Source organism: Psychrobacter pocilloporae, from assembly GCF_029872915.1.
In the GTDB taxonomy this organism is placed as follows: Bacteria; Pseudomonadota; Gammaproteobacteria; order Pseudomonadales; family Moraxellaceae; genus Psychrobacter; species Psychrobacter pacificensis.
The window spans coordinates 2,614,179-2,627,298 of the sequence record NZ_PGFT01000001.1 but is presented as its reverse complement, the minus strand read 5'-3'; the positions used below and the strand labels follow the sequence as shown (position 1 = coordinate 2,627,298).

The 13,120-nt window shown below is 45.2% G+C and carries 12 protein-coding genes; 8 read left to right on the top strand and 4 right to left on the bottom strand.

Annotated elements, in window-relative coordinates; genetic code table 11:
- The first annotated feature begins 269 nt into the window (after positions 1-269).
- Complete coding sequence (locus CUR83_RS11205; protein WP_093069393.1) at positions 270-509, top strand: DUF2789 domain-containing protein; 240 nt, start codon at positions 270-272, stop codon at positions 507-509.
- Between the two features lie 186 nt (positions 510-695).
- On the opposite strand, the gene ribF is transcribed toward CUR83_RS11205, so the two are convergent.
- Positions 696-1,763, bottom strand: coding sequence for a riboflavin biosynthesis protein RibF (gene ribF, locus CUR83_RS11200; RefSeq protein ID WP_284719664.1), 1,068 nt, complete (start codon positions 1,761-1,763; stop codon positions 696-698).
- Positions 1,764-2,008: 245 nt separating this feature from the next.
- Between ribF and CUR83_RS11195 the strand changes: the two genes are divergently transcribed.
- Positions 2,009-2,620, top strand: coding sequence for a GNAT family N-acetyltransferase (locus CUR83_RS11195; protein ID WP_284719663.1), 612 nt, complete (start codon positions 2,009-2,011; stop codon positions 2,618-2,620).
- An 11-nt stretch (positions 2,621-2,631) separates the two neighbouring features.
- Here CUR83_RS11195 and CUR83_RS11190 read toward each other — a convergent pair whose 3' ends face one another.
- From CUR83_RS11190 to ampD, 3 genes are all read right to left on the bottom strand, one after another.
- Positions 2,632-3,228 (bottom strand): nuclear transport factor 2 family protein, encoded by a 597-nt coding sequence (locus CUR83_RS11190; protein ID WP_284719662.1) that lies wholly within the window; start codon positions 3,226-3,228, stop codon positions 2,632-2,634.
- A gap of 129 nt (positions 3,229-3,357) precedes the next feature.
- On the bottom strand, positions 3,358-4,908 hold the full coding sequence (gene murJ, locus CUR83_RS11185) for a murein biosynthesis integral membrane protein MurJ (protein WP_093069399.1): 1,551 nt from the start codon (positions 4,906-4,908) through the stop codon (positions 3,358-3,360).
- A gap of 124 nt (positions 4,909-5,032) precedes the next feature.
- Positions 5,033-5,656 carry a 1,6-anhydro-N-acetylmuramyl-L-alanine amidase AmpD gene (ampD, locus tag CUR83_RS11180; protein ID WP_058024569.1) on the bottom strand — a complete coding sequence of 208 codons (624 nt, stop codon included), beginning with the start codon at positions 5,654-5,656 and terminating at the stop codon, positions 5,033-5,035.
- Between the two features lie 157 nt (positions 5,657-5,813).
- On the opposite strand from ampD, the gene CUR83_RS11175 reads away from it, so the two are divergent.
- The 6 genes from CUR83_RS11175 (at position 5,814) to murG (ending at position 13,120) form a co-directional block, all read left to right on the top strand.
- Positions 5,814-7,970, top strand: a complete 2,157-nt coding sequence (locus CUR83_RS11175; RefSeq protein ID WP_284719661.1) for an Lnb N-terminal periplasmic domain-containing protein — start codon at positions 5,814-5,816, stop codon at positions 7,968-7,970.
- A 60-nt stretch (positions 7,971-8,030) separates the two neighbouring features.
- Entirely contained in the window at positions 8,031-8,870 is an 840-nt protein-coding gene (locus tag CUR83_RS11170) for an SDR family oxidoreductase (RefSeq protein WP_284719660.1), read from the top strand.
- Between the two features lie 73 nt (positions 8,871-8,943).
- Positions 8,944-9,942, top strand: a complete 999-nt coding sequence (locus CUR83_RS11165) for a hypothetical protein (protein ID WP_284719659.1) — start codon at positions 8,944-8,946, stop codon at positions 9,940-9,942.
- Between the two features lie 62 nt (positions 9,943-10,004).
- Positions 10,005-10,721, top strand: a complete 717-nt coding sequence (gene pyrE / locus CUR83_RS11160) for an orotate phosphoribosyltransferase (RefSeq protein ID WP_252962833.1) — start codon at positions 10,005-10,007, stop codon at positions 10,719-10,721.
- 64 nt (positions 10,722-10,785) lie between these two features.
- On the top strand, positions 10,786-11,757 hold the full coding sequence (gshB, locus tag CUR83_RS11155) for a glutathione synthase (RefSeq protein ID WP_071003766.1): 972 nt from the start codon (positions 10,786-10,788) through the stop codon (positions 11,755-11,757).
- Between the two features lie 277 nt (positions 11,758-12,034).
- Complete coding sequence (gene murG, locus CUR83_RS11150; RefSeq protein WP_284719658.1) at positions 12,035-13,120, top strand: undecaprenyldiphospho-muramoylpentapeptide beta-N-acetylglucosaminyltransferase; 1,086 nt, start codon at positions 12,035-12,037, stop codon at positions 13,118-13,120.

The following is a 13,120-nucleotide window of genomic DNA, read 5'->3' as shown; positions in this document are numbered from 1 at the left end:
CTTAACTTAAGTAATGAGTGAAAAAAAGCCCTCTTAATCTTAATATAGGAGGGCTTTTTTATGTCTATAAGTTTCTTTATCCAAAAGATATGATGAAATAAAAAGTAATCTATCGCATCTCTTGAAATGGCAATATCTGTTTGCTGCCTATACAATTGATAACGTTAGATAAACGTTGATTAACAGCTATTAGCACAAAGCTTGCTACAATAAATGGGTTAATTTGAATAATAAGCACAATTACCACTACACCATTTAAGGAGAAAAGTATGTTGGGTGAGCCAGAATATAATATGAATGAGCTATTTGCTCAGTTAGGTCTAGATAGCTCTGATGAAGCAATTGATAAGTTTATCGCAGACAACCAGTTATCAAGTGAAGAGAAATTGATAGAAGCTAATTTCTGGACCGATAGCCAGCGTATGTTCTTGCAAGAAGAATGGCAAAACGATGCAGCATGGGTAGAGACGATTGATGAGTTAAATGTACGAATGCATCCTGATGCCTAAAAGCTGATATAAAAAACCTAATATATTGAACTGACCCCCATAAGTTGGACACAACTTATGGGGTATTTTTATGCGTTACGATCTAGACTTTAAGATCAAAGTCATCACATACTATCGTCAAGGACATACCGGAATCGCAACAGCAAAGAAGTTTGGACTTGATAAAATGTAAGATACGTCTGACTGCTAAACTTGATTATCACGCCATTCTAGTAGGTCAGTGACATCTTGATGAATACCCGCTTTCAAGGCGTCCAAACCATCGTAGCGACGCTCACCATGCAAAAAGTGCAAGAAGCGCACTTCTAGATTCAACCCGTACAAATCTGCTTTTAGTTTGGGAAAGTGTACTTCCAATCGCCAGTCATCACCTTTATCAACAGAGGGTCTTTTGCCAATGTTAGCGGTACCGAACAAACTATGTGGACGCAAACCTGCGACGCCTATATTATTATCAGTAGCCAGCTTTATTAAACCATCAGGTATGACCTCTCCATTCTCATCTAAGCTGACGACATCAACGGCAAAAATACCGTGCAAAGCGGGTTTTATTCGCTGCAAATCAATATTGGCAGTAGGAAAGTCCATAGTGCGACCAATTTGATCGCCACGGACGACCGACCCCGTAATGGCGTAGTCGCGGTCCAGCAGTATATTGGCAGCATGAATATCACCTGCCAATAGCAAGTCACGGATGCGAGTAGAGCTAATACGTGCAGCCTCATTATTGACATCATTCAAGTGGTCGTTGTCAATATTGCTATCAGTGATGGTATGTAGGTTAGTCACATCCAAACCATAATCGCGCAAAAACTGACTATCGCCAGTACGATCATGACCGAAGCGGAAGTCGTCACCTAGTACCAGCGCTTTTACATTTAAGCGCTTGGCTAATATATCGGCAAAGGCTTGTGCTGATAATGAGCGAAAGTCCTCATCAAAACCTGCCACCACTAAGGTTTTAACCCCATGTTGTGCTAGGAGTGCCTGCTTTTCTGCTAGATTGGTCAAACGCGCAGGGGCTTTAGCTGGCGCAAAAAACTCACGTGGTTGTGGCTCAAATATCATGACCGCAGCGTCCAAGTTTTGGGTATGCGCAATATCACGAACTTGTGCCAGCATTGCCTGATGACCAAGGTGTACGCCATCAAAATTGCCAATAGTGAGCACACAAGGCGCTAACTCTACTGGGTCATTAGTAGTAGACGCGGCATTTGATGATGCAATCAGTTGCTCAAGAAAATAGGTTTTCATAAGTTTTCAGCTATGATGAGACCAGATAAAAAACGAAAAAACACATCTATGGTCAAAATTGATGTGTCGAAAATTAGCCATTATAAAGTAAAATAGCCACACTAACATCCTATAGTCTACGGATAATGCAAGTATGAATGACGATCTATGAATTTCATGGTTTGTACATACGTCTATTATCAGTATGACGATTTTTTACTATCATCATGAATACCAATAATAATGCCAATTAATATGGAGACTCTATGTCCGATGTTGCCTTAAATATCATAGCAACTGCCCCGTTGACACATCAGCTGACCCGGCAGTTTATGGTACAACGTGCCAGTAAAGAAGACTTGGCAGAAGTCTTGGCGATTTATAACCAAAGTATTCCTGGCAAACAAGCAACGGCAAATTTGGCATTAGTAACGCTCGAAGAACGTACAGCTTGGTTCGATGAGCATTTAGATAGTCCAACGAGGCCTATTTATGTAGTCAAAGCATTACTAGAAGGTGATGCCGATAGACAGAGTACAAAACTACCAATTGTTGCATGGGGCAGTTTCAGTGATTTATATGCGCGTACCGCTTATCATATCAGCACTGAAATCAGCATCTATCTGAACCAAGATTATCAGAGTAAAGGGTTGGGCAGTCTGTTGACACGCTGGATGTTGACGCAAGCGCCCAGTTTAGGAATCAGAAATATCGTTGCCCTTATCTTTGCCCACAATCAGCCAAGTTTGGGACTGTTCCGTAAACTTGGCTTTGAGCAGTGGGGATATATGCCAGAAGTTTGCGATATGGACGGGTTTATCGCTGATGTTGTGATGCTTGGTAAAGCCGTGGCATCGGACAACATTGCAGATAATTAGAGCAAAATGCCTTAACCCAAAATTTTCCATTGACCATCTATTTTTTGTAGTTGATAGGTCAATGGTGCAGGGTCGCTTTGTCCTTTGAGCATCAACTCGCCCGTAATAGTAGCGCGCGTTTTGTCATCATTGTACGTTGTATCAGTAATCGTCACGCCATCGACCGTTTGTTGAAACGCCGATTGAGTGTTGGCAAGCTCTTGCTCAAAATTTGCCATATCTACTTGATAGTAGCCTGCCGCATCCTTCACATCACCATAATACAAGCTATTTAGTGCTTTTTTGACCGTGTCCTCTGGTGTACCCGCTTGAGTTGGATTGGTCACTAGGCTTTTTTGGTTAATCGGAGCAGTGACTGGATTGATATTGTCATTATCAATGGTCGTTGTATTCTCAGTATCATCTGTGACTTGAGTCGTTTCACTTGTGCTATCTGCTGTGTCTTCTTCTGAAGTATCAACGACAGCTGCAACTTCTTCATTGTTGGTAGCAGTTTCAGTGTCTGCAGACTCATTGTTGCTGCAACCGCTCAGCAGTAGTCCAGTACCGAGTACACCTGTTGCAAGGAGAAGCGGTAAGCGCTGGAAGAGTGGCTGTTTCGTTGTCATATCGAACCTCAAATGTCAGTTATTCATTAATAGGTCATTATGACAACGATTGGTGGCAAGCATTGTCAATTCTGATGATAGGCTTGTTTTGGTTTCGTAAGCCAAGCTCATGCCTATATCTACGTTGGCTTAACCGTGTTTGAGCTGGCGAGGACGGACACCTGTCGCTAGCAATACCACGCCATAAACGAGCGCTCCGGCGACACACATAATCATGAGTGCGATGATGCGTTGCCACTGGGCTTCATCAGTAGGAAAGTAGGGTAACATGAGATAAAGTACGCCGATCATGGAGCCAGTTGAAATGGCAAACTGTGTGAATAGTTTGTTCCAATGGGGGCCAAAACGGAAAATATCGCGCTTGTGTAAGAAGTAATAGAGCAAGCCTGCGTTTACGAACGCTGCGCCCGTCGTTGCCAAGGCTAGGCCACCATGTAATGGCATTTCTAAGAAATAAAATATCCCGATAAAAATGACACTAAATACCATGTTGGCAATAACAGAAATGATGCCGATTTTGACAGGTGTTCTGGTGTCTTGACGCGCAAAAAATGCAGGGGCAAAGATCTTGATCAGCATGAATCCTAAGATACCACCTGCCATACTACGCAATGCCAGTGCACTCATCTGGGCATCACGAAGGGTGAACTCACCACGTAAGAACAGGGCTTGCATCAGCACATCTGCGAGTACAAAGAGCGCAGCCGAGGCAGGCACACCGACCAAAATGATAAGGCGCGCGGCCCAGTCGATGGTCTTTTTGAAACTAACATCGTCTTTTTGCGCTTCACTTTTTGACAGACTTGGTAATATGACCGTACCAATCGCTACACCAATTAGCCCTAGTGGTAGCTCGCTCATACGCTCAGCTGCGTAGAGCCAAGACACCGAACCACCAATCATCAATGAGGCAAAAACGGTGTTCAGCAATAAGTTAATCTGAGTGACAGACACACCAAAGATAGCCGGCAGCATTAATTTTAGAATGCGGCGAACACCCTCGTGCTGAAAGTCAATCTTGGGCGCGACCAGTAGTTTTTGTTGCCATAGCTGAGGCAGTTGTATTAAGAATTGCAATAGTCCTGCGATCGCCACGGCATAGCCAAGCGCCATAATAGGCGTATCAAACATCGGCGCCAAAATCAGCGCACCACCAATCATACATAAATTCAATAGGACTGGGGCAAAGGCGGGCGCAGCAAAACGGCCATAACTTTGCAAAATACCACTGGCAAAAGCCGTCATAGAAATAAACAGCAAATAAGGAAAGGTAAGGCGGAGTAATTCAGCGGTAATGGCAAATTTGTCAGGTTGATCGGCAAACCCGGGGGCAAACAACGTCACTACCCAAGGCGCGATTAAGATAACAACAACTGTCAGCATCGACAACACCAGCAAGAGTGCGCCCGAGGTGCGACTGACTAAAATCTGTACTTGCTGTAAGCTGTACTTTTCCTTGTACTCGGACAGCACAGGAACGAATGCTTGGCTAAACGCCCCTTCAGCAAACAGTCGTCGCAAAAAGTTTGGGATTTTGAAGGCGACCAAAAAGGCGTCCATCAAACCGCCAGCCCCAAAAACCCCTAGCAATACGACATCGCGTACCAAACCTAAAATACGCGATAACATGGTCATGCTGCTGACCACCATGGTTGAACGAAATAACCGACTTTTTGCCATGAGAACCTATCTTGCTAAGTTGTGTACAGGGTTGTGTAAGAGGTAGTGTGCTGATTTGCTGTTGCAAAAAAACTGACGAATTATAGCACTTTCATCACGGAGATAAATGGATTGGATGTGGAAATCATTTTTGCAGTGATAAAGAGTTATTTCGTAATAACCCTGCAACTAGCTCCCGCAACCTTGCCCATTCAAAATAATCACCAGGATCCGTCTTACGCCCTGGCGCAATATCACTGTGCCCTGTCAAATGTCGCTGCGTTTTCGGGTACGCTTCATAAATAGCCGCGATTACCGCTGCGAGCTTCTCATATTGAGCGGAAGTGAAGGACACAAAATCTGACCCTTCAAGCTCAATGCCAATGCTATAATCATTACATTCAGGTCGGCCTAAGTAGCTAGAGCGTCCAGCGTGCCAAGCGCGTTCGTTAAAATTGACAAACTGAGTGATAGCCCCGTCACGCTCAATAAACAGGTGCGCTGACACTTCTGCACCTTTGATTGTCTGAAAATAAGGGTGCGCATCCCAATCTAATTGATTAGTGAATAATGCTTTTACATAATGCGTGCCGCTAGAGTCGCACGCACCAAACTCATTGGGTGGTAGGCTAATATTATGAATAATGATGGCATCAATACTTAGACCTTTTGGCCTGATATTATAGTTTGGTGAGGCCAGCCAAGTAGCGGCTGACAGCAAACCATCTGTGATTGTCATTGGCAATGTAGATAATGATGAATCGGGCATAAAGCTCTCTTTTTATAACAGTATTGGTGATGTTGTGATAGAAAGTCTATCAAAGTAGTTAGATGGTCGCAGCTTGCTTATATCATTTGAGTCTCTAGCAGAATAAACCTTCGCAGCGCGAATAGCGTATAAATAATAACGTGTGAGAGCCTGCCTCATGTCTATAAAACCGATGTCTACGTCTGGAACTTATACTCTAATAACCGTTGGTCAGCGAGCGCGACTGCCATTGGCGATAGCGGCGCTATTGTTTTCTGCAAACACGCAGGCATTTTTACCGACGCCTTTATTGGTCACCGAAGGAGCGCTCTCATCTGAATTATCAGATAGTACGTCACCTAGTGACGCTAAAGATGCTATTCGCATTGAGACATCTACTCTCAGTAATACTGGAAACAATATTCAAAATAATATTGCGTCTGGGTCAGATATGGCGACAGAGCAGTTACTGGCAACATGGCGTCGACAGGCAAAAACTGACAATCTAGCACAGAATACAACATGGCGACGCTTATTGTATTTTTACGATGATCAAAGCAGCATTTTATCTAAAAAGAAAACGGAGAGTCTGGTCGATGATCCACGCTTTTTTTTGAGTGATAACGGTCAGCAGGATTCAGCCGCAGAATTAGACGCGACACTAGTCGCACTGGCAAAAGAATTCACATCGCAGACAACTGGTAATAACCAAGCAAACATTCATATAAAAACTCAAGCAAATAATAATTCCGTTCTGTGCCGTTTTCCAGCACGAGTGGCATGGCTAAAAGAAAAGTTAGCTATCGATGATGCGAGTCTGACAAATGAGTGTCCAGAGCTGGATGACTGGATGTCGACATTGGCGCCTGAGCAGTTATCTATTGTGTTTGCTGAGGAGTATTTGGACAACCCACTCTCTGCCTTTGGTCATACGTTATTGCGCATTGATTCAAAATCGAGCGTAGCAGATCCCAATCAAATCAGTCAGGCGTATGCGCTCAATTATACGGTGGATGGTGATCCAAACGATAGCTTTCCAATCTATGCGACCAAATCCATGATTGGCAGTTATGACAGCGCCATCGAGATTGATCCTTATCCCCAAAAGCTCGCAAAGTATCTACAAGATGACGAGCGTGATACGTGGACGTATCAGTTGAATCTGACATCTAGTGAAGTACAGCAGGTTATGCGCCATGTTTGGGAGACCAAGTCGCTAAAAATGCCATATTACTTTACCACGGATAATTGTGCTTCTGAGATTCTGCGCCTGATTGACGTTATTCGTCCGCAGCAGAATTTATTGAAGCAACTGGCTTATGTGGTCGTGCCCTCTGATGTCATTCAGTTATTAAACAGTCAAAATCTTTTGGCAAATGCCACTTATACACCGGCCGACAATACGTTGCGTCAAGCTCAGCTTAATGACGTTAAGCAACAACGCGCGCAGTTGGGCTATTATAACAGCGCCAAACAAACCTTAAATGAGATAAAATCGGCACAGATCAATCCTGTATCAAGCCTATCAGATGATGGACAACGGTTACGCAAACGTCAAATCGAGGTATCGGATAATAATCCAATAGATAGGCATCCACTACAGTTGGGAGTGATAGCTATCGGTCAGCGCGGTGACAATGACTATATCGATATTGGGTTTAGAGCAGGGTTTCATGATACGCTTGACCACGCGTCAGGGTATTCACAGTTTTTTAATTTAGAAGGGGTAGCTGCGACCTTACGTCTATATGACACAGATGATGATAAGCCCAATCAACCAGACAGCGTGGTCTTGCAAAATGCGACTTTGATTCGTGGACGCTCTTTTAATCCTATCAATGCTGGCAAAAAAGGCAAAACGTGGGGTACAAGCATTGAGGCGACGCGAGTGAATGATGGCTCACAAGAGGGCGGGCGAGATCATCTGGTGGGTAGTGTGGGTTATGAGACGGGCTGGTCGTGGGCATTTGGTACGCCAAGCAGTGGTACGGGTCAGATGCCGCCGCAACTATGCTATACGTTTTTGGCCGGGACCGCGCAAGCAGGGCGCGCTATCAATAAAGGCTTTCGGGTAGGGGCAGGCGTTAATGCCGGCTGTCGTTATCAGATTAACAATCAGTTACGCGCGCAAGCTGAATTGCAATTGCCATATTGGTATCATGGCAGCAGCGATGAGTCCAACGTTCGTGGTCATTATTGGCAACCGATCTCAAGCCTCGGTTTACAATACGATATTGATAAAAAACAAGCACTACGTATCAATGCCAGCTACGACTGGCAAGAGCGCGTCGATGCGAATGAGGATATACAGCTGTCATACAGACGGTATTTTTAAGTAGAGTTATCTTTTAGCGCTGTAATCGTTGTATAAGTGGTATAAAAGGAAAGATGCTTTATGAGTACACCAAATATACTTATTATCGGGCAAGGTGATATCGGCTTGCCTGTTACCAATAAGCTGGCACAAGACGGCTTTTCGGTGACAGGGCTGGCTCGTAGTGAGCGTCATCATTATGCATTAGTGGATAGCGCCCATTTTTTGCAGGCTGATGCGCTGACTCTGACGAGCGAGCAGCTGCAATCATTTACCTATATTGCGATTATCGTCACCCCTGATGAGTATTCGACCAGCGGTTATCATGACAGTTACTTAGCGATCAGCCAGCATTTGGCAACGCTTTCTGCTAATCTGGCGAACCTGCAGCGCGTCGTGTTTATTTCTTCTACTGGTGTTTACGGTCAAGACAATGGCGAATGGATCGATGAGCATACTGAACCTATGACGCCTGAGCGTGACGCATCAAAGGTTATATTACAAGCCGAACAAGCACTGCAGCAAAGCTTTGGTGATAAAGCCATCATCATTCGTCCTAGCGGCATTTATGGACGTGAGCGCCTTATGCGCGTGCGTAAAGCGCGCGAGCCACAAAAAGAGCCAGTAGCCGCCGAGCATTGGAGCAATCGTATCATGGATCGCGACTTGGTCACTATCATTGCCAATGTGTTGACGACAGCCGCACCAAAGCCACTCTATCTTGCGACAGACTACAGGCCTGTAACCACCTTTGAGCTTGGCGTTTGGTTGAGTGAACAAGTCGGTGAAGCTGCGCCTACTATCGATGACAAAAAGACATCAGTGACAGGAAAGCGTTTACATAGCAACATTCCGTTAGCTTGGCTTGAGTATGCTGATTGGCAAACAGGCTATCGTGATATTTTAGACCATCAAGCGTAGTTTTTAGCGTTAAGATCATTGTTCGGTTTGAACGTTTTTGTTCGTTTTATATGTGATAGTTTATGGAGATTTCATGACTCAGCCGTTTACTTCTGATGACCGTTTGTCTCACGCTAGTCTGGCAGCAGAAGGTAGCAAGCTCACAAAAGGCGATGCTGGGCAGTCTTCTATGCTAGCTGATTCACAGCAACCTGCGATCGTACATCCGAACTTTGATCCCAAACGATCTCCCCTTGATCCTGCCAGACCATTGAGTGATATTCCTGAGCCTGCTCGTCGCCTAGATGGTCAGCTGCGCCGGCTTTATGGTAATTCGACGCGGTTCTATCAGCCTAATGCAGATAGCTTATCAAAATGGTCGCTGATTGCTTCAGAAGCCTTGGCGGAGCATCTATCGTTACTCAAGGCGGCACAGCTTGTCGAATTGCCTGATAGCTTTTATCAAAATCACAGTGATCAGCCCTTATTATCGCCATTATCAAAGATGACATTATTAGATATGTCAGATATCCAGCAGGCGATTCGTACCTATCCAAAACTCAATCGTTATGGGTTTGGCTCTGCTGATAGCGACGAGATGGCTGAGCCAAATAACAATGACAAAGTTAACGAGTCTTTAGCCTCTCTGCGCGCATTGATCAAACGCTATAATCCTGATGAACTGCTGAGTAGCCTGTATGCCGATGATTGGCAAGTGATTTTGCAACCGCAGCAATTTGAGACAGGCGAGGGCAGTTTGGCGACAGATATTATGGCCTGTAGCGCTGCTGTCCATGCGCTAAAGCAATGTAGTACTCGTAAAAGTATCAATCATAGCTATAGTGCCGCGCAAATTTGCCAGCACGTACGTAGTTATTTGCTCAGTCAGATTGTCTGTGAGCCTACGCAGCGCCATGCATATCGTCAGATCCGGATATTTGCTGGTCACATCATTGTTGCTGCGTATCATTTAGGCTGGGAGATACAAGTGCGGGCAGATGGACAGAGTTATTTTAATATCTCGTCGCGTAGTGGTTTGTTGACTCGCTATGCCAATATGCAGGATTACGAGATCAACGGTTGGTCAAGCTGATCAATAATGCGTACAATAATGCAAATTTTTTCGCCCCTCTTTTTGCCTATAGGAATGTCATCATGTCTCACGTATCGCGCCCGCAAGACCCAACGTTTTCATCTCATCAATTTATTCAACTGGCTTTAGATAACCAAGTACTTAAATTCGGCGAGTTTGTCCTCAAGTCTGGTCGTATCAGTCCATATTTTTTTAATGCAGGTTTGCTTGCAACGGGTGAGATGTTATCACTGCTAGCACGTGGTTATGCAGATGCCTTAGCTGAACAGATAATTGCGGCAAATAATGACGGTAATGAGCAAGAGCTAGTCATCTTTGGTGCGGCTTATAAAGGTATTCCTTTTGTCGCAGCGACCGCACAAGCGTTATGGCTACATCATGGCATCAATGCAAAATGGGGTTACAATCGTAAAGAAGCCAAAACCCACGGTGAAGGGGGCAATTTGGTCGGTGCTGACGTAAGTGGCAAGGCTGTTTGGGTGCTTGACGATGTCATCACAGCAGGCACAGCGATGCGTGAAGTGGTCGAGATTTTAGAGCAAGCAGGAGCAAGCGTTGCGGGTATTATCGTCGCGCTTGATCGCAAAGAAAAAGGCCAAGCTGAGCACTCTGCTATTCAAGAGCTTGCAGCAACACTAGCAGTACCAGTACGGGCATTGGTCGATATCGATGATTTGATCAGCTATCTGGCAGATGACCATGGTGCACAAAACGGCCAACATAAAGACGCGACCCAGTTAGCCAAAATGCAACATTACCGTGAGCAGTACGGTGTATAGTTAGGCACTGAGCCTGTTTTATACTAATAATATAACGTAAGTGAGCCCTACCATGAGTCAAACAATGAGCCAACAAAACCAAGAAAAATCGCTAAAAATACTCGTCATTATGGATCCTATCGAGCGGGTCAATTATAAAAAAGACACCAGTCTCGCTATGATGTGGGCCGCTCAAGACCGTGGTCATCAGCTTGGCTACTGTCAGATTCATGACTTGTGGTTGGATCGTGGACAATTAATGGTCGATACTCAGCCGCTTACGGTGAAGCGTGATCCTGCAGATTTTTATACACTGGGTGATAAAACGACAGGCTCAGTTGCTGACTATGACGTGATTTTGATGCGCAAAGACCCACCGTTTGATATGCGCTTTATTTATGCCACTTATATGCTTGATCATGCCAAAGCCGCAGGCGTGCTCGTGGTCAACGATCCGCAAGCCATCCGTGATTGTAATGAGAAATTATTTGCGACGTGGTTTAGTGAGTATATGAGCCCAACGATTGTGACCAGCAAACAGGCTCACATTCGCAAGTTTATCGCTGAGCATCAAGATGTCATCGTTAAGCCGCTAGATGGTATGGGCGGTACGGGTATCTTCCGTCTGACTGCTGATAGTCCAAATATTGGCGTGACGATTGAGGTGCTGACTGAGCTTGAGACTTTACCAATCATGGCGCAGCGTTATTTGCCAGAGATTAAAGCAGGTGATAAACGCGTACTTATTGTAGATGGCGTTGTGGTCGACTATAGCTTGGCGCGTATCCCAAGCAAAGGCGAGACCCGTGGCAATCTTGCCGCAGGTGGTCGCGGTGTGGCGATGCCATTAACCGATATTGAGCGTCAAGTGGCAGAAGTTGTGGCGCCGATTGTCAAAGAAAAAGGTCTGATGTTCGTGGGTTTGGACTTGATCGGTGGGCGTATTACTGAGATTAATGTCACCAGCCCAACGTGCGTACGTGAGATTGATGATCAGTGCGGTACCGATATCGCGACCGACTTTATCATGGCAATCGAAAATAAATTTACGGTATAGTTTTAGACAGTCTAAGACAGATGTCCATTAAAGAAAGTACGTCTTAATACCTCGTTTATCATTGCCTTGTATGGTCGTATGTCAGTAGTAAATGACGCCAAGTCATGCCAGCTCATGGCTTGGTTTTTTTGTTATTTCTACTGCATAAAGTACTGTATATAAGACAATGATTTCCTCTATACTATGCGGGCTTTTACCGTGTCATTTTTTTAGTAAATGGCATCATAGTAGTAGGACAAATCCTTCATATCAGTAAAGTAAAGATAGGCAGATCTCCATGAAAACACCGCACATATTGATGATGGCAGCTGGGACGGGCGGACATGTTTTTCCCGCGCTTGCAGTGAGCGACGAGCTGACCGGTCGCGGTGCGGTTATTCATTGGCTTGGAACGCCAAATGGTATGGAAAATGGTTTGGTTGAACCGACGGGTTATCCTTTTCATGCCATCAATATGCAGGGGCTGCGCGGTAAGGGCGTGGGTCGTTTAGTTAAGCTGCCAGTAACGTTATTGTCAGCGACGATGGCTGCGGTGAAAGTGATTCGCAGTAACCAGATCGATGTGGTCGTTGGGTTCGGTGGCTACGTGAGTGCGCCTGGTGGACTTGCTGCACGTCTGACCAATACACCGCTGATTATCCATGAACAAAATGCCATCGCTGGTATGAGCAATCGTTATCTGTCTAAGCTGTCTACCAAAGTATTACAAGCATTCGAGAACACTTTTGCCAATAGTGAACAAGATGCCAAGCTTGAAACAGTTGGCAATCCTGTGCGTAACGCCATCACTGGTGTCGCAGAGCCAAAGGTGCGTTATGATATCAATGATAGCTCACCGCTTAAACTGCTGGTCGTGGGTGGCTCGCTTGGTGCTCAGGTATTGAATGAGACCGTGCCAAAAGCACTGGCTTTGCTAGACCAACCGTTTGAAGTCCTCCATCAATGCGGACGCAATAACGAAGCAGCCACTCAGGCGGCTTATAGTGAGCAAGATTTAAGCAAGCATCAGTTCACAGTGCAACCCTTTATCGATGATATGGCGGCGGCCTACAACTGGGCAGATATTATCGTTTGCCGCGCTGGTGCATTGACAGTGACTGAAATCCAAAATGTCGGCATCGCTGCTATTTTTGTACCGCTACCACATGCGGTTGATGATCATCAAACTGCCAATGCGCGCACATTGACCTCGCATGCTGCTGCGGTTTTATTGCCACAGTCAGAGCTAACGGCCAAACGTTTAAGCGATGAGCTTAGCGTACTCAATCGAGAGAAATGCCTTGAGATGGCCAAAAAAGGTCATGCGCTTGCCAATCGCAGTGCGAGTAAACAAGTGGCTGATATTATTTGGCAAGCCTTATAG